We start from the raw sequence: 19,363 nt of genomic DNA, 5'->3' as shown, positions 1-19,363 counted from the left end.
TGCGACTGGGCGCGGCTCTGTTTGGTGTCTCAGGGGCTAGGGCGATCAAGCTTGCGCCGGGCGCGAGTGGCTAAACTTTAATCGCAGGCGTTTGACCGTCTTTGCTTTGCAATGGTGCGCTCCATGCTTCACCGGAGCGAACGCGGTCTTTGGTTTATTGAACAACTTTAAGAGCACATCGGTCGCCGCAGCAGCCCCAACGATAACGCTTATGTCGATCCAAGTTAGAGTAAAAATCGTGAACACGCCTTGAAGAAAATTTGTCTCTATTTAGCGTGCTGGTTCTTAATTAATACTTAAGCTCAAAAGTTAATGCTCGGCGTTGCGGAAATTTTCTCCAGTCACTTGAGCCAGCTCTGAATAGGCAGCGTCAATCTTTGTGCGTGGCCATATGACGTCAATTATCGCACCTCTCTTTAGCTTTTGCTCGCGCACAAGCAACGAGGAGCCGTTCGAAAAGCGCAACTCGGCACCAGAGCGTTCTAACAAAGTCTTTGCGATGAAAAGGCCAAGTCCCATGCCTTCATATTCGGGGCGCGCTTTGCGCTCTTTTTCTGATTTGCGCCGTCCCATGAAAGGATCGCCAATCCGTCCGATCAGGTGAGGGGGAAATCCTGTGCCATCATCAACAATACGAATTGTTATATGATCGTCCGTCCAATTGGTTTCCACCCAGACAGTGCCATGCGCGAAATCGACAGCGTTTTGAACAAGGTTTCGCAGGCCGTGAATGATCTCCGGGCGGCGCAGAATTTCAGGTTGGGGCGTTTCAGTTACAACGTTTTGCTCAAAAACGATATCCTTGCCGCGATTAAGATGCGGTTCTGCGGCTTCTTCCAGCACGGCACTCAAGGGGGCTTTGCGCAGATGAAGATCATCTTTGCCTGCGCGCCCCATGGACTGCAATATCTCTCGACATCTGTCCGCTTGTTCGTGAATCAATGCGGCGTCTTCTGCCAACGCGGGCTTGTCAGATAGCTCATCCATCAGCTCAGAGCTTGCCAGTTTGATCGTCGCAAGTGGCGTGCCAAGTTCATGGGCGGCAGCCGCGACGACCCCGCCGATATCGGTGAGCTTTTGTTCGCGCGATAATGCAAGATGTGTGGCTTGCAACGCTTCTGCCATAGTGTGCATTTCATTCGCGGTTTTCCAACTATAAGCGCTGAGAAAAAGCAGTGCGATCACCGTGGCAACCCAATTTCCAAACACAAAGACTTGAGGGATTTGAAGGATAAACCCCTGCTCCGTTCGAAGCGGCAAGTGAAACTGCGCAAGCAGTGACACAATGACCAGCGCCAAAAAGCCAAGCAGCACGGTTGAGCGCAGCGACATTACCGCAGCAGACACAGTAACAGGGCCAAGGATCAGCAGAGAGAAGGGGTTGTGAAGACCACCCGTCAAGAACAGTAAGAACGACAGTTGTAGCAGATCAAACACCACCATCAAAAGGTTCTCTGTTTCTGATAAACGCTTGTTTTCGGGGAAGTGGAAGATCGCCACAATATTGCCAACAACAGAGGCACCGATGACAAGGTAGCACAACCCAAGCTCTAACTGCAGATTATACATGTTCTGCGCCACGATGATCGCGATCAGTTGACCAAGAATCGCAGTCCAACGCAGCATGGTGATTGTGCGCAAACGGATCCAGTTATGGCGTTGCGTGCCTGAGGGCGAATAGGGATCGGTATATGCCATCTGCCAAGTGGTCCTTTTTGTCGCATACCTTCACACATTGGTGCATATGCATTGTGGCGCGACAGTGATAATCAGAGCGAGATTTACGCCCTCTCAACTTGACCGCCACAGCCGGAGATGTCTATGACCCGCTTACTCGCAATTCTTGCAGTACTTGCCGTTGCTCTTTGTTTGGGCCTTTTTGTGGCGCTGACGTTTTTTAGCGCACCAAAGGATCAATTCGCGCAATGCCGGATCGGTCAGGTCGCAGGGGGCGGTGGCCAGATCGGTGGTCCCTTCACCTTGATCGACAAGACTGGAGCAGAGGTGACGGAGAAGGATGTTATCGCAGAGCCGACTTTGATCTATTTCGGATATTCTTTCTGTCCTGATATTTGCCCGTTTGATCTGTCACGCAACGCAAAAGCAACGGATGTGTTGCTTGAACGCGGAACAGAGATCACCCCTGTTTTCATCTCAATCGACCCAAATCGTGACACGCCTGAAGTCGTTGGCGAATTCGCTGACAATTTGCATGAACGTATGATTGGACTGACCGGATCTCCTGCGCAGGTTAAAGCAGCGAGCCAAGCATATAAAACCTATTACAGAGCCCAGCCCGCGGACGATGAATTCTATTTCGTCGATCATTCGACTTTTTCATACCTTGTCCTACCTGGGCATGGTGTTGTTGAATTCTTTCGACGCGAAATCCAACCCGAGCAGATGGCCGATACGATCCAGTGCTTTGTGAACAACTCTTAGAGTGCGCAAAGGTTTGACCGTCCAACAGCTTAGGCGTAGGGTTCGTTAACGACGCTAATGCCCCGAGGATCCCCGCATGAACACTAATGCTGCTCAAAACCTTGGTGACGACAAGTCACTTTTGCTTGTCGACGATGACGAACCTTTTCTACGCCGTCTTGCCAAAGCCATGGAAAAACGTGGCTTTGAGGTCGAAACAGCAGGCTCTGTCGCTGCGGGAAGCGCGATTGCGACGGCGCGTCCATCTGCTTACGCTGTTGTGGATTTGCGCCTTGAAGATGGGAACGGTTTGGACGTTGTCGAAGTTCTGCGCGAAAAGCGCCCTGATTGTCGCGTGATTGTGCTGACAGGCTATGGTGCAATCGCAACAGCGGTGGCCGCCGTGAAGATCGGCGCGATTGATTATTTGTCCAAGCCCGCGGATGCCAATGATATCACCAACGCGCTTTTGGCGAGCGGTGATGAGTTACCACCGCCACCGGAAAACCCGATGAGTGCGGATCGCGTGCGTTGGGAACATATCCAGCGTGTCTATGAGTTGTGCGATCGCAATGTCAGTGAAACTGCGCGTCGATTGAACATGCACCGCCGTACTTTGCAGCGCATTCTTGCCAAGCGCAGCCCGCGTTAGGGTTTAGAGCCGTATTTCAATCATGGTGCGCACGGCTCAAGGGGCACCGCTTTACTCGAATCTGCGCTTGCGCGCCCGCAGAATCAATATTCGTATAGTGAAACGGATACATTTCAACTCGTAGCCACTTATGCGGGAGCAATATCTTGCATCCATGCCTTTATGGATGGAAATAAACGTACTGCGCTTCATGTGGCCGTAGATTTTTGAGCAACACAGACAGCACCTCAAAGCTGCAAAAGGTGTTGAGCATGCACAAATGATGGAGCAGCTCGGACAAGGTAAAATTACTCATGACCAAGCTATAGGTCATTTGCGTAAACATTCTCGCCAGATCGTGCCGGAACAGCCTACAGAAAAAGTAGCGCCACAGGCTGAGTGATCCCATGCTTAGCAAACCCTTACGCGAGCGCACGGGCATGCAGGTTTTCGAAAAGTTAAATAAAGCACGGTCAGGGCCAATTTAGACCCTAACGTAGAGCACTGTGCCCCAATCCAGCCTGCGCCTGTGGATGGCACCTATCTGCTGGGTGCATCCCTGACCTACAAAACTAACGGCAACGCGAGCGTACGAATACAAGGGCGTCTTTTGCTGAACGGGCTCACCGCGATTTCAGGTACAACCGGTGAAATCATCGGCACGCATAATTCAGAAACAACCACCCTGCCCCTGCAGACCCTTACGCTGCTGAATGTGGGGGACACGGTCGAGCTACAGGAAATCTACGCACCTTTGATGGCTAAATTATGGCGGATGAGACCTATTTCTAGGGCACCAAGATCGGTTAATCCGCGTCGCTGGCCTTTAGAAAGATCAAGGTCGCGACCATGAACACTTGCACATTGACGGCCGATTGAAAAATCGAATCTGTAAAGCAATTCATGGTGACGGCGACGCCAAGGCCCAAGAACGCGGGTAGCATTGTTGATCGCCTTGTGGATTTGAGAAACGCGAGTACTGGGCTTTGCATTAATAACCCCGAGATCAGAGCTGGAATACCACCTGCAATGAGGTAAGACAAATAGGCTTGATGGGAATTTTGCCACTTCTCCCACTCAAGTTCTTGTCGGATCGCGAAACGTTCATTGACCTGACCTATACCAAACCAGAGGTTTTCCCAAACAATGGTCAATGTGCCATCCCAAATCTTCAGTCGTAAAAATTCGGCGCTTATGCTGTCATAGGTAAACTCTACATTGGTAAACTCCGCCATTCGGGCAACAAGGAATCCGTCGGTCAAGGAATTCACAAGCATTACACCCCCAATCGCAAATGCAGTGCTTAAAATGATCCCAAGCAAGGCCTGTTTTTTGTGATGGGGCTCTGCGCGCAAATACAGCCAGATCGCCAACGCCATACCTGTTATTACCCAAGCGAATACGACCAGCCGCGCACTTGCGTAAATCACCATCAGCCCCGCCATAAATAGCAAGGCAACACGCCAGGCTTTCTGTTTACGATTCATTTCAAAAAACCATGCGAAGCTGCACATGGTGAGCACCAAGAACCAAAGGGGCGGTCCTAAAGGATTTGAGGCAAAAATTTCAATCCGCGAGCCTTGATTGCCGAACAAATAAATTCCTGTCGCCACCAAAAATGACAGGGTGAGACCAGCAGGCAGCCAGCGGAATAGTGCCCTCTTTACATCCTCTGCACGGCTGAGCTGTAGCCAAACCGCGAGCAGAACAAGACAAACAAGCGTGAGACACCAGTTTTCCAACGCAACTGCGCGGTAGTATACCCGTCCTCCTTCAAGGACGTCGAAGATCGCCGCATTTAGTAAAAAGAAAATCGCGAACTGGGCGAAGGCTAAATTGCAAAAATTCAAAGCGTTTTGAAATAGTGCGCGTTCAATCTGTCGAAAAGACAGACCAATAGTGATTATTACGATCCACAATATTCCTTGCAGCGCCGGCAATGCAAACGCGGGGAATAATCCCAACAGGAAGGCAACTAAAAGGGAGCCCGTATTCTTTCCAAATTGCATTTTAGTCCCTTATATTATTGTCTAAAAAAGAAACTCGCATTTGACTCATATGATACCCGAAAGGCGCCATGTATTACACATCTCAAAGCGGCTCAATGGATCGTTTGGAAGCACTCACTTTCCAAGCCTCATAAGCCCCTTTTATATCCCCTTACCGGCTTCTCAGAATATGATAAGTAACGACCCTACACTTGACTACTTTCTTGATAAGCATCAAGACGCAGAAGGTAAATCCAACCCCGATTAATTCCCATCTTCAAATGTTTTGCGTACGAAACATTGCGCTCCTGTAGGAGAACGACCATGAAAGCCCCCATCCTTGTCACCGGATCTTCTGGGTTTATCGGGTTTCATCTGTGTCAGCGCCTGCTAAGCGACGGGCTTGAGGTCATCGGACTGGACGCGATGACAAACTATTACGACGTCTCTCTTAAGGAAAAGCGCCTCTCTCTCCTCAAAGCGCACGATGCGTTTACGCCTGTGATTGCGCGCCTTGAAACGCCTGATGTTCTAGAAAACATCTTTGCCAAACATAAACCCGCAATGGTCATCCATCTCGCCGCACAAGCAGGTGTGCGCTATTCAATTGATGAACCGCGCAGCTACGTGCAAAGCAACATCTGCGGTACGTTTGAAGTGCTGGAAGCCGCGCGTAATCACACGCCCAAGCATCTGCTGATCGCCTCCACATCTTCTGTTTACGGCGCCAACACCGACATGCCCTACCGCGAAACCCTCAGAGTAGATACTCAGATGTCCTTTTATGCGGCGACCAAAAAGGCGACAGAGGCGATGGCGCAGACCTATGCGCATCTCTATGATATTCCAACGACGATGTTCCGCTTCTTTACGGTTTATGGCCCATGGGGGCGACCTGATATGGCGCTGTTTAAATTTACTGATGCCATACAGAACGACCGCTCCATCGATGTGTATAATCACGGCGATATGCTGCGTGATTTCACCTATGTTGATGATCTCGTCGATGCTATACGTCGCTTGATGGATGCAATCCCCGGCAAAACCCCCGTGAGCACCGCAGATAATCTTTCCCCCATCGCCCCATGGCGTGCGGTGAATATCGGAAACGGCGCGCCCACAAAGCTTACTGAATTCATCGAAGCGCTCGAAGAGGTGCTTGGCAAGACGGCACAGAAAAATATGTTGGATATTCAACCGGGTGATATGCCTGCTACTTGGGCGGATGCCACATTGCTGCATGATCTCATTGGCCCAATGAATAAAACTGATTTAAAAGACGGTGTGGCGAATTTTGTGAGTTGGCACAACGCAAGGTATAGATAACGCTGCGAAATTTTGCACTTTCAAAAAAATATTTTTCATTTCCAGATATGCGACATCTAGGTTCAAGGCCCATTAACTGATTGAGCTTGTCGCGCAGCTAAGGTTCACGACCCCCAGTTTAGGGGGATATGATGAGCAACTTATACAGGCTTACGGAGGCGCAGATGAAGCGTCTTCGGTCTTACTTTGCAAAGAGCCGAGGTCGCGCTCGCGTGGATGATCGCCGCGTTCTAAGTTGAATTGTATTCATCAATCGCAATGGCTTAAGTTAGTGCAATGCACCTTCCGAGTATGGCCCACTAAAGACGTTGTATAATCGCTGGAAACGTTGAAGTGATATGAGTGTGTTTGCCCGGATCATAATGAGACTGGCTGAACAAGCTCCCGACAACACAACCGTCTCAATTGATACAACGTATCTCAAGACGCATCGCACGGCCTCCAGTCTGAAGCTTAAAAAGGGGGGCGTGGATGCCTGATCAGGCTGACCAAGGGGTAATGAATACTAAATAGCACGCCGTTACCAAGACCATCGGCCGTCAAGCCCGTCTGTTCATTACCCAGGGCAGGTAAGCGATTATATTGGTACTGCGGCATTGATGAACGGGCCTGCCTGAAGCTAAGTGGCTTCTCGCAGATCGAGGGTATGACGCTGACTGGTTCCGAGATACCCTTGTAGATATAGGCACAAAGCCCTGCATCCCAGTATACAAATCGTGCAAGAAGACCATCAATTACGACAAGCGCTGCAACCGCATCGAAAGGATGTTCGGGAGGCTCAAAGACTGGCGACGTGTCTCAACCCGTTATAGTCGTTACCCAAAGATTTTCCTGTCAGCTATCGCTCTCGCCGCAACCGTCATATTCTAGTTATGAGTCCTGACCTTAAGCCACAACCAGCAACTGCGCCAATCGCGGCACTGCTCACAGTCGACTTGCGAATGATATCGCGTGTCATCTTGTTCAGCGCGTTTGTCTAGTTCCTGCATTTGCATTTCGTTTGTCGTATTCAAAACAGAGACCTGTTCCGGCGCTGCCCGACGAGAGCTGAGCATCCGCTCTGTCGAAGAGACGCAGCCAGACACCGAAAGGACGAGAACGATAGAAACAATGAAACGGGAGGTGCGCACCGGTTATTTTCTCAAGCATACAGATTTCTGTGCGATCAAACGCACGGTGTTTTGATTGGTGCTTGATAGAAATCATTTAAGGTAAAATTGTGAATATTATTCACGAAGTATGCATAAACAACCTGTGCGCGAAGCTGGGCTTTCGATAATTTTACAGGTCGTACCTTTTATGATGTTTGCCAGTGATGCGCCCATCCGAGAGCGTTGCATGATGATCAACCTTCCAATCTTTGAACCCCATCTTCGTATAGTACCTAAGCCCGCTGTCATTATCAGAACGGATCGACGCGTTGATCCATTCGAATCTGAACTGCTTCATATGTTTTGATGTTTCAGAAAATAGTCGCGTGCCGATGCCACCACCTACAACACCTATGCGTACAAACGTCGCGATGCTTGCGGCTTCTGGTGGCAAAAGCGCGTGTGGCTCTGCCCATTGAAATCCAACCAATGTGCCAGTGTCATCTTCGGCGACTGTCCAGCTGGCGCGCTCTGTCCCGCGTGCAACCCAAGACGCGAGCTCAGCTTCGGGGAGAGGGCTCAGATAGGCAGTTGTGCCGCCAATCTCGATGATTTCGTTCAGGAGTTCCGTCATTAGGCGAATGTCACTCACTTGAAGCGGACGAATGGTGATGTTCATTAGAGTTGCCCCAATAGATCTGCATGACGTGCTGTGAATTCATTGCGCGCCTCTAAGGGTGGACGCAATTGGATCGATAGGCCCGCGGTCAAGTCCTGGCTGGGTTTGCCGAACAATTGGTCTGCTTCTTTTGTGGTAAAGCCTGCGATTTGCTCCGCTTCTAGCCGTGCGCTGATCAGATCGGCCTTTTTGATCTGTTTTTTGATTACGACAGGCAAAGTCGCAGGCAGACCAAAGCGGAAATGAATCGCAGCTGTTAGGCGTTCATCGAGCTCGCCGTATCCTGGCCCAACCGCTGCTTTCACCGGACTAATCATGTCGCCAATAACATATTCTGGCGCATCATGTAACAAAGCAGCCAAGCGCCATTTCACGGGTGCATTGGGCTGCAAACGGGTGAAAAGCGTTTCAACCAGAAGCGAATGTTCCGCAACAGAATAGGCGAAATCTCCTTTAGTTTGGCCATTCCACCGCGCAACGAAGGCAAGTCCGTGCGCGATATCTTCGACTTCGATATCCACTGGAGTTGGGTCCAAAAGGTCCAAACGACGGCCCGATAACATGCGCTGCCAAGCACGTTTCTGTAACATGGGGAAACTCCGAGATTTTCAATTCTTCACTTGGGATCAAGATGTAACGCAGCCAGCCCTATGATGAAAAGGAAACTTACCCATGACGCTCATTCGCCGCTCTTTTACAGCACTCGCTGTCGCAAGTTTTGCTATGCCCACCGTCGCCGCAACAGAACCGCGCTGGTTCAATGCAGGTGATGATCTTGCTACCAGCGGGGGCGATGTTGTCGCTTACTTCTCGCTTGGCAATGAAGATGGCGTCATGGGTAGCGACGCGCACAGCACACAGCACAAAGACACCATTTTCCATTTTGCCAATATCGAGAACCTCGCGACCTTTAAAGCTGATCCAGATAAATATGCGTCGTGCTTTGGTGTGTATTGTGCGTTTGCGATGTTCAAAGGTTACTTCGCCCCCGGTGATCCCGATGCATGGACGGTCCACGAGGGCGCGCTTTATTTAAACGTCTCGAAAAAAATCCGTGCGCGCTGGGCTTTGTGCCGTGCGTCGCACATTGCATCTGGGGATACGAACTGGATGACTCATTTCCCAGGTGGGCGATAAGTCACGATTTTGCCGTTCTCAGTTCTTTCTTTCGGCTTTTGTTTGAAGGAGGGGGGGGCCAGTGCTAAATGCACAGCAGAATAAGAGATATTTAAAGGAAAACGGTAAAATGGCCAATGATTACATCGTAAAAGACATCAGCCTTGCGGACTTCGGTCGCAAGGAGTTGGATATTGCTGAAACAGAGATGCCGGGCCTGATGGCTTTGCGTGAAGAATTTGGTGCTGAAAAGCCACTCAGAGGCGCACGTATTGTTGGCTCATTGCACATGACAATCCAGACAGCGGTTCTGATCGAAACACTTGTAGAACTTGGCGCGGACGTGCGCTGGGCGTCATGCAACATTTTCTCCACGCAAGACCACGCAGCGGCGGCGATTGCGGCGGGCGGTACGCCTGTCTTCGCGATCAAAGGTCAAAGCTTGGAAGAGCACTGGGATTACCTCGACAAGTCCTTCATGTTCCCAACGGGCGCGAATATGATCCTTGATGATGGCGGCGACGCGACGCTTTACATCCTGTTAGGTGCACGAATGGAAGCTGGCGAAGATGTGCTGGCTGTGCCAACATCTGAGGAAGAAGAAGTCATCAAGAAGCAAATCCAGAAGCGTATCGCAGAAACACCGGGCTGGTTCATAAAGACCAAAGCAGACATCAAAGGCGTATCCGAGGAAACGACAACAGGCGTTCATCGCCTGTACGAACTCCAGCGCGATGGCCAATTGCCGTTCCCTGCGATTAACGTGAACGATAGCGTCACGAAGTCCAAGTTTGACAACAAGTACGGCTGTAAAGAGTCCCTCGTCGACGGCATCCGCCGCGCGACAGATACGATGATGGCCGGCAAAGTTGCAGTTGTTATGGGCTACGGCGATGTGGGCAAAGGCTCTGCTGCGTCGCTGGCTGGTGCTGGTGCACGTGTAAAAGTTACCGAAGTTGATCCAATTTGCGCATTGCAGGCGGCGATGGACGGCTTTGAAGTTGTTACACTTGAGGACGCTGTTGAGACGGCGGACATTTTCATCACGACAACAGGCAACAAGGACGTGATCCGCATCGAGCACATGCGTGCGATGAAGGACATGGCGATTGTTGGCAACATTGGTCACTTCGATAACGAAATTCAGGTCGCAAGCCTGAAGAACCACAAATGGACTAATATTAAAGAGCAAGTGGACATGATCGAGATGCCGAATGGCCACCGCTTGATCCTGCTTTCTGAAGGTCGTTTGTTGAACCTTGGTAACGCAACGGGCCACCCGTCTTTCGTGATGTCAGCCTCATTCACTAACCAAGTACTGGCCCAGATGGAAATCTGGCTGCGTGGTGATGAATATAAGAACGAAGTTTACATTCTGCCCAAGCACCTCGACGAGAAAGTCGCGCGTTTGCACCTTGATCGTATCGGCGTGAAGCTCTCCAAGTTGGACACGGAACAAGCGTCCTACATCGGCGTTTCCCCCGACGGTCCGTTTAAGCCAGAGCATTACCGCTACTAATACACTCTTATGAGCGATAAATTTGAAAAGCGCCGCAGTCCTTTGAAACGGAGTGCGGCGCTTTTTGTTTTGGTGGCTGTGGCGCTGATAGGCTCTGCTCTGCTGCGTCACCCTGATACGCCGCTGCCAGATCGTTGGAATGTGTTTGAACCGCCCTCGGTAAGCGATCCGATCACGCCGCTTACACATTGGAAGCTCGATTGGGCAACCAGTGATCCAAAGCTGTACAAAGAGATCATTCAGAGTGCTGGGCGCATTACAGAGATGGAGCGTGTGGGATTGTAGGCCTTACATTAAGGCGTGTTGGCGTGACTGATAATGGTCCGATTGAAACCGTTTGCGCGACCGCGCTACGCATTTTCATGTGGGAAGAAAATGGCATTCAATCCATTGCGCAAGATCTGTTCAACACACAAGCTAGCAGGCTCCGCCATGTTGGGCCATACAACTGCCGTCGCATTTCTGGCACAGACCGGAGGAGCACACATGCAACGGCGGGTGCGATTGATATCTTGGGTCTCGACCTAACCGACAGCCCGCGCATCCGATTGCCGGAGGATTAGGATGAGGATTACGCCAAAGCACAATTCCTGCGCGAGGTTCGCGACACTTCCTGTGATCGGTTCGGCACAATGCTTGGCCCTGACTAAAACGCTGCGCACGCGGATCATTTCTACCTTCAGAACAGGGGTTAAGCTACCTGTTGGTAACCCCATTCGCCGGCTTACCATCTGCACCGACCTTGACGCCGAATACCTCTATCCGAAGTTTCGACAGTACACCGTACCAGATTGTACAAACACCAGATCTGGCAGTGGCCGCCACCAAGACATTGATAAATTCCGTAAGTCTTTACTATCTATGTGTCGTGCGAAGACCATGAAGGGCGATGAAAAATTATGCAATTCCACCTAGTGCGCAAATAATTTGCCATTCTTCTGCTTTGATGGGCTGGATGGACAAGCGCGAATTTTGACAAGGCTCATTTCTGCGAAATGCGGATCGGTTTTGACCACATCAAGCGTGACCGCTGTCTTGAGCTGTTCAATTGCTTTTATATCAACGCACTTCGACTCTGGATCGTCAGTGGTGCTATCTGGATGTGCTTTTTTGAAAACTTTGACGATGCTGACGACCGCCTTTTCCTTTTGCAACTTGGTCGTCCTAGCCTCAAACGGATGGCTCGGACTTGAACAGCCAATATTTCATCAGCCGATCACCTTGTTCCATTGAACCAGCTCGCAAGACGCGAACAAGCCCGCTTTCGCATAAGGGTCATTCGCGGCCCAGTTTTCAGCGGCTGTCATGTCTTCAACATCAAGGATCACCAGCGAGCCACACATTTTCCCGGCGTCATTCAGGAGGGGACCTCCGTGCATCACGATGCCGCTGTTTTTGATGTGCGCTAGATGCGCGTCGCGATTATCAAGGCGCGTTTGCAGTGCACCGTCTTTGTCCTTTGCCATTAATGCGATCAGCATATTTCCTCCTTCAGCGGACGCGCGAGGAGCGAATCCATGGCTTCGTTAAGTGTTATTGTTGTATCGATCAATGCGCTGACTGCGGCTGTTATAGGCATGTCTATGCTCAGGGTTTTCGCACGTGCTAAGGCGGCTTTGGCCGTTGCTACACCCTCAACAGTAACGGTCGGATCGAACTCCTCGCCGCGTCCCAGCGCAAGACCGTACCGGAAATTCCGCGATCCTTCAGAAGCGCAGGTTAGCGCGAGATCGCCAAATCCCGAAAGTCCGGCAAGCGTTTCTGAGCGTGCTCCAATCGCTTGCGCCATCCGTTGCATTTCCGCAAATCCGCGCGTGATTAGTGCCGCGCGCGCGCTTTCCCCAAGACCTGCGCCGATGGCAGCACCACAGGCAATTGCGACAATATTTTTCATGGCACCACCAAGTTCGGCCCCTTTTACATCGCTGCTGCGATAGAGCCGTAGGTTCGATGTGCTCAGTGTTTGCTGCAGGTGCTTGCCAACCTGCTCGCCCTCGCACGCAAGCGCAAGCGCAGTCGGCAAACCAATCGCAATATCATGCGCAAAACTGGGTCCTGTGAGGATCGCAATTTGAGCATCGGGCAATGCGGCCTTCAGGGTTAGAACAGGACCAAGCCCCGTATTCTGATCGATACCCTTACAGCAGGCAACAAGCGTTTTAGATGCCAGAACATGAGCGTTCTTCTGCGCGAAAACTGCAAGTTGCTGCATTGGAACTGCCAGCAATAGGGTCTGAAATACCCTTATGGTGTCTATATTCGACGTAACACTAATCGTGTGAGGCAGGGTCGTATTTGGCAGGCGTGCAGAGTTTATGCGTTCTAACTGCATTTGCTTTGCATTTGCTTCACTACGCGCCCAAAGTGTGATGCCTGTTCCGTTGCGCGCCAGCGAAATTGCGAGAGCTGTGCCAAAAGCGCCAGCACCAAGAACTGCGATACTCATGCTTTTGCACCTTTCTTACCGCTTCCTAGCATAGGTGCGCTTAACGTGTCTAAAGGCCAACGCGGCCGTGCGCTCAGGCTTAGATCATCGCGATGCCCTGCCTCAAAAAGCTCCAATCCTGCATAGGCAATCATTGCCGCATTGTCCGTGCAAAGCGCGAGGGGTGGGGCGGTGAATCGCACATTCATTTCTGCGCAAACAGTCTCTAATCCAGCGCGAATGGCTGTATTCGCAGCAACGCCACCTGCAACGGCAAGGGCAGGAAAGCTGGGATTTTCTGCAAGATATAGCGTCAAAGCACGGCGCGATTTTTCGACTAGTACATCGACCACGGCGCTTTGAAATCCTGAGCAAAGATCGCGGACATCTTGAAGGCGAATTGTATCGTTCGTCATCACTTCATTGCGGGCGCGCAGTACCGCAGTCTTAAGGCCAGAGAACGACATATCGCAACCAGCGCGATCCAACATCGGGCGTGGAAACCGAAAACGTTTTGGATCGCCAAGTGCTGCCTCTTTTTGGACCGCAGGACCGCCGGGTTGTACAAGGCCAAGAAGGCGGGCAGTTTTGTCAAACGCCTCTCCAGGCGCATCGTCAATCGTGCCTCCAATGCGCGAAAAATCATCAGGGTCGCGCGCGATTAAAAATTGGCAGTGACCACCAGACACCAAAAGCATCAAGTATGGAAATTGCAGACCATCCGTCAGACGTGGTGTGAGCGCATGGCCTCCCAAATGGTTCACACCGATCAGAGGTTTGCCTGCCGCGGCGGACAGACCTTTGGCACACATCACGCCAGACATGACGCCGCCGATCAAACCCGGCCCTGCGGTTACTGCGATTGCATCCATCTTGGGCAACCCAAGCTGCGCTTTTCTAAGTGCTTTCTCGACGCAGAGATCGATCATTTCCGCGTGCGCTCGCGCGGCGATCTCGGGAACGACACCACCGAATGCCTTGTGCAGATCTGTTTGACCAATAATAACATTGGACAGCACTCTCACCGCACCATCCTCATGACGACGCACCACTGCGGCGGCAGTATCATCGCAACTGCTTTCCAAACCAAGGATGGTGATTGGGCGTGCCACGGGCGGGGTCTCCATTGCCAGAACGTTGCTCAGCAGCTACCACTGACGCTTGTCGCAAACAATACCGGCTTCAATCCATGGCGCAGCTCACAACCTTGCTTTTGACGCGACCGCAATCGGCGTCGCAGCGATTTGCGAGACAGGTTGTGGATCGACTTGGAGAGATCAGGATTGAAATATCCCCGTTGATCGACATTGATTTTCTGGACTTGAACGAAGAGCCGAACGCGCAAACGATTGTCTTCACATCCCGTAACGGGGTGGATGCATGGTCGCGTGCTTGTTTCACAACACGCGCCTCTTGTTTTTGCGTGGGCGAGGCGACAGCAGATGCAGCGCGTGCAATTGGATTTGATCCAAAGGTGAGTGGCGGCACGGTGGAGCACCTTGTGAGTGACGTGCAAAACGCGAATCCCAGCGGCGAAATCTTGCATATTCGTGGCAGACACACTCGTGGTGGATTGGTGGACAGGTTGCGTGCGAAGGGACTTAAATTACAGAGCCTAATTGCATATGAACAGAACCTGAAAGAATTGAGCACATCTGCCAGAGCCCTCTTGCAGGGGGGAGCGCCTGTCATAGTTCCCCTGTTCTCACCGCGCAGTGCGCTGCAGTTTGCAAGTTCTGGTCCGTTTGGCCCTCAGGTGAAAACAATCGCGATCTCGAGATCGGCGGCGGCAGCTTGCCCTGGGGCCACTATCGCTCCACATCCTGATGCAAAGGGGATGATTGCCAGGATTTCTGAGCTGGTCATTGCTTGAGGGTTGTCAAGCAGGGCAGTAAGGTCATCCTCGACCAAAGTGTGTGATGAATAGAATTGAAGGGTACGTAACGTGGCAAAACTGACCAGAGGCAAGAGCAAGAAAGCTCAAAAGCCCGTTACTGCTGATGAAATTATTGAAGAGATCTTGCAAGACACGAGCGATGTGGATGCCCCAGAGGGTTCTCAAGAGACTGCAGAAGATGCGGTTGCTGTTGCTGAAGAGGTGGATCCGATTGACGCGCCAGAGGTCACCGAAGTGGTTGAGACGACCGACATCTCCGAAGAGACTTCGATTGCTGCACCCGAGCCAGTAGTCGAGAAGAAAAGCGGTTTTGTCCCATTGGTTCTTGGCGGTGTAATCGCCGCTTTTTTGGGCGTTGTAAGCGCGCAGTATATTTTCCCGAATGGTTTGCCTTTTGGTGCAGCGGTGACCGCGAAAATCAATTTTGAGCGCGCGTTGAAGCAACAATCAGGCCGTATTGATAATCTGCAAGCGCTTTTGAATGCGCAGCCCGAGGCGTTTACTGGCCCGCTTGAAGCGGCGGTGGCAGCGGTGGGTAACTTACAAACGCAGATCGGCGCAGTTGTTGAGAATGTTGGCGCTTTGGAAACACGCGTTGCCATACTGGAAGAGCAGCCAAATGATAATAGCGGCATTTCTCAAGCGATGGCGAATGAACTTGTGGATCTGCGTGCAGCCCTTGATCTGCAAAAGGGTGAATTGGCCCAGATAATTGATGAAGCGCAAAATACCAAACAAAACGCCGAAGACACGGCACGCCAGACCATGGCACGTGCTGCTGTGATGCGTATTTTGGTTGCACTTGAAAGCGGTGCACCCTTTGCGGATGCCCTGGCAGAGGTTGAAGCGAATACAGATGTGACGATCCCCGAGGTTCTGGCACAATCGGCAACTGATGGTTTGCCGACTGTCGCCGCACTTGGTGACAGCTACCCCGAAGCAGCGCGTGCAGCTTTGGCGGTGGTGCGCAGCGAAGAAACAGGGGGTGGGGTAACCAGCTTTTTGACGCGTCAGCTTGAGGTGCGTTCTGTTACACCACGCGAGGGCGATGATCCCGATGCGATCCTGTCGCGCGTAGGTGCTGCGATTGATGCGGGCCGGATCAGCGATGCGCTTGTGGAAGCAAATACACTACCGGACGGTGCAAAAGCGCCGCTGGCCGATTGGATGCAGCAGGCCAATTTACGTCTCTCCGCCGCGCGAGAGGCTGAAGTCCTCGCATCTACTTTGAACTCTCAATAAGGCGCTTTTGAATGCTTTGGTCTTTGCTAAAAGTTCTAGTTTTTGTGGCAATAATAGCGGCGCTCACACTAGGTGCCGGATATCTGATGGAAATTGGGGGCGGCGCGGTCGTCAACATGGGGGGAATAGAATTCTCGCTCTCACCTTTGCAGATCATCCTTGGATTAGCCCTTTTGTTGGTGGCGCTTTGGGTCTTTCTTAAGTTGCTGTCGCTCTTGGTGGCAGTCTTGAAATTCATCAACGGTGACGAGACGGCGCTTTCGCGGCACTTCTCAAAAAACCGCGAACGTAAAGGGTATCAAGCTTTATCCGAAGGGATGATGGCACTGGCCTCTGGCGATGGCTTCGCGGCGATGAGCAAAGCGACAAAGGCGGAGAAATATCTCGCCAAGCCAGAACTGACCAATCTTTTGACAGCTCAAGCTGCTGAAATGGCGGGGGATCGTCGCAAAGCGGAAGAGACTTACAAAAAATTGGTTAAAGATGAAGCAACCCGTTTTGTGGGTGTGCGTGGCATCATGAAACAGAAGTTGGCCGAGGGCGACACAGACACGGCGCTGCAACTTGCAGAGCGTGCGTTCGCGCTCAAGCCAAAGCATGAAGAGACGCAGGACATTTTGCTCAAGCTGCAAGCGCAGGGCGAGGATTGGGCTGGTGCGCGCAAGACTTTGGCGGCCAAGCTGAAAAGTGGCTCGCTGCCACGCGATGTGCATAAGCGACGCGAAGCTGTGTTGGCCCTGTCGCAGTCAAAAGGTGTCTTTGACGAGGGCAACGGCATTGAAGCTTGCGAAGCCGCGACTGAGGCAAATCGTTTGTCCCCTGATTTAATCCCTGCGGCTGTTATGGCGGCACGCAGCTACACAGAGCAGGACAAGAAACGCTATGCTGTGCGCGTGTTGAAAAAGGCGTGGGATGTTCAACCGCACCCGGAATTGGCGGCTGCATACGCTGCGATTGAACCTGAGGAAACTCCTGTTGAGCGGATCAAGCGCTTTGCCAAGCTGACAAAGTCCAACGCGGATCATGCAGAAACAAAGATGTTGAACGCAGAGCTGAATATCGCCGCCGAAGACTTCCCTGCTGCGCGTCGCGCAATGGGCGATCTTGTCGAGACCGCGCCAGATGCGCGCGCACTGACAATCATGGCTGCGATTGAGCGCGGGGAAGGTGCGTCCGATGCGATTGTTAAGGGCTGGCTTGCCCGTGCGCTCAGCGCACCACGTGGTCCGCAATGGGTCTGCGATGCCTGTAACCATATTCATGCAGAGTGGGAGCCCGTTTGTGGTAATTGTGCAAGCTTCGATACGTTGAGCTGGAAATCACCGCCCGCATCTGAGGTTGTTACATCCACAGGCGTTGCAATGCTTCCGTTAATCGTTGGCGTGCTCGAGGATCATTTGAGTGTAGACGTGGTCGACGTAGAAAACATCGCGGAGCCGGAAGAAGTCGAAGTCTTCGATGCAGAAGTCGTGTCTGAGGACATTGAAGACGCGAAAGCCTAGATTGTGAATGAAGATCATGTCGCACTGCTGACCAAAATGTTTGATGCGGCGATCAAAGCCGCTGACCCTTTGGCGTCTTTGAAAGCGCACTTACCGGACAAGCCCAAAGGGCGCACGGTTGTGATTGGTGCTGGCAAAGGTGCTGCGCAAATGGCAGCTGCGTTCGAACAGCTCTGGGGCGATCCTGTCACTGGTGCGATTGTGACGCGTTATGGCTACGCAGTGGCGTGCAAACATGTGAAAGTATTGGAAGCTTCGCATCCTGTTCCAGACGAGGCAGGTCTTGCGGCGACGTCCGCGCTTTTTGAAGCGGTCGAGGGGTTGGGTCCAGAAGATCTTGTTGTGGCTTTGATATGCGGCGGCGGTTCTTCGCTTTTGCCAGCGCCGCCAGAGGGTTTGACGCTTTCCGATGAGCAAGCTTTGAATGAGGCTTTGTTGGCTTCTGGTGCGCCGATTGGTGCGATGAATGCAATCCGCAAGCACTGTAGCAGGATCAAAGGTGGGCGCTTGGCACAAGCCGCCTACCCTGCGCGTGTGGTGTCGTTGGTTGTGTCGGATGTTCCGGGTGATGATCCCGCGCAAGTGGCTTCTGGTCCGACTGTGCCCGATGATGTGACACTCGAAGATGCGCTGAGTTTGATTGAAAGCCTGCGCATTGATTGGCCCGAGGCGATCAAAACGCACCTTGCAAAAGAAAGCGCGCGTGCGCCTGATCCGTCAGATGATGGGTTTGCACGAAGTAGCGTGACTGTCGTGGCCTCTGCTGGTATGTCGCTAGACGCGGCTGCTGCGGTTGGGCGTGATGCGGGCTATTCCGTTTCGATCCTGTCCGATGCGATTGAGGGCGAGGCGCGCGACATTGGCTTAATGCACGCAGCCCTCGCGAAACAGGTTGCGGATAAAAATGCACCGTTCAAGAAACCATCGATTCTTCTATCAGGTGGTGAAACGACTGTGACCTTGCGTGCTAAAGGGCGAGGCGGGCGCAATACGGAATTTCTTTTGTCTTTTGCTCAAGCGATAGAGGGTATGCATGGCATTTCCGCGCTTGCGGCAGATACGGACGGGATTGACGGGTCAGAAGATAACGCAGGCGCGTTTGCGGATGGCCAAAGTGCTGTGCGTATGCGTGCAGGTGGTGTTGATCCAAGGGTGGCGCTGTCTGGCAATGATGCGTGGGGTGCTTTTGATGCGGCTGGTGATCTGTTCGTGCCGGGCCCAACAGGCACTAACGTCAATGACCTGCGTGCGATCATAATCGAGGACGTCTAGATCATCCGGCACGCATTGTTGGTGAAGGCGGCAGCGGTCAATTCACCCGTGAAATAGAAGCCTGTATCAAGCGAAACGTGGGTGTGTTCCCATTCATCCAGTTTGACCTCGAGAGCCACGTCGCCTTTGTAACTGAGGAGCTAATAGAATTCTTGCTGATCGGAACGGTGTGATCGCTCGACCTTCCCATTGAGTTGGGGCGTGCCGCGCTTGATGTAGGCATGCCTGACACCACTGTTTTCGACATGCCAATG

General features: G+C 52.0%; 19 protein-coding genes and 4 pseudogenes. 13 read left to right on the top strand and 10 right to left on the bottom strand.

The window, feature by feature from the left end; all coding sequences use genetic code 11:
- Positions 1-309: 309 nt before the first annotated feature.
- Positions 310-1,698, bottom strand: a complete 1,389-nt coding sequence (gene regB, locus QZ280_RS07235) for a sensor histidine kinase RegB (protein WP_293441935.1) — start codon at positions 1,696-1,698, stop codon at positions 310-312.
- Positions 1,699-1,821: 123 nt separating this feature from the next.
- On the opposite strand from regB, the gene QZ280_RS07230 reads away from it, so the two are divergent.
- The 3 genes and pseudogenes from QZ280_RS07230 to QZ280_RS16295 all read left to right on the top strand — a co-directional run.
- Positions 1,822-2,442, top strand: coding sequence for an SCO family protein (locus QZ280_RS07230; RefSeq protein ID WP_293441932.1), 621 nt, complete (start codon positions 1,822-1,824; stop codon positions 2,440-2,442).
- A gap of 76 nt (positions 2,443-2,518) precedes the next feature.
- Complete coding sequence (locus QZ280_RS07225) at positions 2,519-3,073, top strand: ActR/PrrA/RegA family redox response regulator transcription factor (RefSeq protein ID WP_009829233.1); 555 nt, start codon at positions 2,519-2,521, stop codon at positions 3,071-3,073.
- Between the two features lie 84 nt (positions 3,074-3,157).
- Positions 3,158-3,283: pseudogene (locus tag QZ280_RS16295) on the top strand (Fic family protein); the annotation flags it as partial.
- 575 nt (positions 3,284-3,858) lie between these two features.
- On the opposite strand, the gene QZ280_RS07220 reads toward QZ280_RS16295, so the two are convergent.
- A complete protein-coding gene (locus QZ280_RS07220) occupies positions 3,859-4,971 on the bottom strand; it encodes an O-antigen ligase family protein (RefSeq protein ID WP_293441923.1) in 1,113 nt (370 codons plus the stop codon).
- 393 nt (positions 4,972-5,364) lie between these two features.
- On the opposite strand from QZ280_RS07220, the gene QZ280_RS07215 reads away from it, so the two are divergent.
- A complete protein-coding gene (locus QZ280_RS07215) occupies positions 5,365-6,366 on the top strand; it encodes an SDR family NAD(P)-dependent oxidoreductase (RefSeq protein WP_293441920.1) in 1,002 nt (333 codons plus the stop codon).
- A gap of 131 nt (positions 6,367-6,497) precedes the next feature.
- Positions 6,498-7,236 (top strand): annotated as a pseudogene (locus tag QZ280_RS07210) (IS5 family transposase).
- A 411-nt stretch (positions 7,237-7,647) separates the two neighbouring features.
- Here the strand turns inward: QZ280_RS07210 and QZ280_RS07205 are convergent.
- Positions 7,648-8,136, bottom strand: coding sequence for a GNAT family N-acetyltransferase (locus tag QZ280_RS07205; protein WP_293441918.1), 489 nt, complete (start codon positions 8,134-8,136; stop codon positions 7,648-7,650).
- On the bottom strand, positions 8,136-8,726 hold the full coding sequence (locus QZ280_RS07200) for an HD family hydrolase (RefSeq protein WP_293441916.1): 591 nt from the start codon (positions 8,724-8,726) through the stop codon (positions 8,136-8,138). The genes QZ280_RS07205 and QZ280_RS07200 overlap by 1 nt, the downstream gene beginning before the upstream one ends.
- An 82-nt stretch (positions 8,727-8,808) precedes the next feature.
- Between QZ280_RS07200 and QZ280_RS07195 the strand changes: the two genes are divergently transcribed.
- From QZ280_RS07195 to QZ280_RS07180, 4 genes are all read left to right on the top strand, one after another.
- Positions 8,809-9,273: a YHS domain-containing (seleno)protein gene (locus QZ280_RS07195; RefSeq protein ID WP_293441914.1), complete on the top strand. Its 465-nt coding sequence runs from the start codon at positions 8,809-8,811 to the stop codon at positions 9,271-9,273.
- A 109-nt stretch (positions 9,274-9,382) separates the two neighbouring features.
- Complete coding sequence (gene ahcY / locus QZ280_RS07190; protein WP_293441912.1) at positions 9,383-10,771, top strand: adenosylhomocysteinase; 1,389 nt, start codon at positions 9,383-9,385, stop codon at positions 10,769-10,771.
- 9 nt (positions 10,772-10,780) lie between these two features.
- Entirely contained in the window at positions 10,781-11,056 is a 276-nt protein-coding gene (locus tag QZ280_RS07185) for a hypothetical protein (protein ID WP_293441910.1), read from the top strand.
- A 23-nt stretch (positions 11,057-11,079) separates the two neighbouring features.
- The gene (locus tag QZ280_RS07180; protein WP_293441908.1) at positions 11,080-11,334 is read left to right on the top strand and encodes an extensin family protein; all 255 of its coding nucleotides are present in this window, start codon (positions 11,080-11,082) and stop codon (positions 11,332-11,334) included.
- 334 nt (positions 11,335-11,668) lie between these two features.
- Here the strand turns inward: QZ280_RS07180 and QZ280_RS07175 are convergent.
- From QZ280_RS07175 to tsaD, 4 genes and pseudogenes are all read right to left on the bottom strand, one after another.
- A pseudogene (locus QZ280_RS07175) lies at positions 11,669-11,980 on the bottom strand (EVE domain-containing protein).
- A complete protein-coding gene (locus QZ280_RS07170; RefSeq protein WP_293441906.1) occupies positions 11,980-12,252 on the bottom strand; it encodes a YciI family protein in 273 nt (90 codons plus the stop codon). The pseudogene QZ280_RS07175 and the gene QZ280_RS07170 overlap by 1 nt, the downstream one beginning before the upstream one ends.
- Entirely contained in the window at positions 12,246-13,217 is a 972-nt protein-coding gene (locus QZ280_RS07165) for an NAD(P)H-dependent glycerol-3-phosphate dehydrogenase (RefSeq protein WP_293441904.1), read from the bottom strand. The genes QZ280_RS07170 and QZ280_RS07165 overlap by 7 nt, the downstream gene beginning before the upstream one ends.
- Positions 13,214-14,308: a tRNA (adenosine(37)-N6)-threonylcarbamoyltransferase complex transferase subunit TsaD gene (gene tsaD / locus QZ280_RS07160; RefSeq protein ID WP_293441902.1), complete on the bottom strand. Its 1,095-nt coding sequence runs from the start codon at positions 14,306-14,308 to the stop codon at positions 13,214-13,216. The genes QZ280_RS07165 and tsaD overlap by 4 nt, the downstream gene beginning before the upstream one ends.
- Before the next feature lie 77 nt (positions 14,309-14,385).
- Here tsaD and QZ280_RS07155 point away from each other — a divergent pair, with 77 nt between their 5' ends.
- From QZ280_RS07155 to QZ280_RS07140, 4 genes are all read left to right on the top strand, one after another.
- Complete coding sequence (locus tag QZ280_RS07155; RefSeq protein ID WP_293441900.1) at positions 14,386-15,069, top strand: uroporphyrinogen-III synthase; 684 nt, start codon at positions 14,386-14,388, stop codon at positions 15,067-15,069.
- Positions 15,070-15,141: 72 nt separating this feature from the next.
- The gene (locus QZ280_RS07150) at positions 15,142-16,335 is read left to right on the top strand and encodes a hypothetical protein (protein ID WP_293441899.1); all 1,194 of its coding nucleotides are present in this window, start codon (positions 15,142-15,144) and stop codon (positions 16,333-16,335) included.
- An 11-nt stretch (positions 16,336-16,346) separates the two neighbouring features.
- The gene (locus tag QZ280_RS07145; RefSeq protein ID WP_293441897.1) at positions 16,347-17,837 is read left to right on the top strand and encodes a heme biosynthesis HemY N-terminal domain-containing protein; all 1,491 of its coding nucleotides are present in this window, start codon (positions 16,347-16,349) and stop codon (positions 17,835-17,837) included.
- Between the two features lie 3 nt (positions 17,838-17,840).
- Positions 17,841-19,109 carry a glycerate kinase gene (locus QZ280_RS07140; RefSeq protein ID WP_293441895.1) on the top strand — a complete coding sequence of 423 codons (1,269 nt, stop codon included), beginning with the start codon at positions 17,841-17,843 and terminating at the stop codon, positions 19,107-19,109.
- Here the strand turns inward: QZ280_RS07140 and QZ280_RS07135 are convergent.
- A complete protein-coding gene (locus QZ280_RS07135; protein ID WP_293441893.1) occupies positions 19,106-19,228 on the bottom strand; it encodes a hypothetical protein in 123 nt (40 codons plus the stop codon). The genes QZ280_RS07140 and QZ280_RS07135 overlap by 4 nt on opposite strands.
- A gap of 24 nt (positions 19,229-19,252) precedes the next feature.
- Positions 19,253-19,363 (bottom strand): annotated as a pseudogene (locus QZ280_RS07130) (IS481 family transposase); the annotation flags it as partial.

Origin of the sequence: Planktotalea sp. (assembly GCF_018607995.1) — a bacterium.
Classification (GTDB): Bacteria; Pseudomonadota; Alphaproteobacteria; order Rhodobacterales; family Rhodobacteraceae; genus Planktotalea.
The sequence above is the reverse complement of the archived record's forward strand: the minus strand, read 5'-3'. Positions and strand labels throughout refer to the sequence as shown.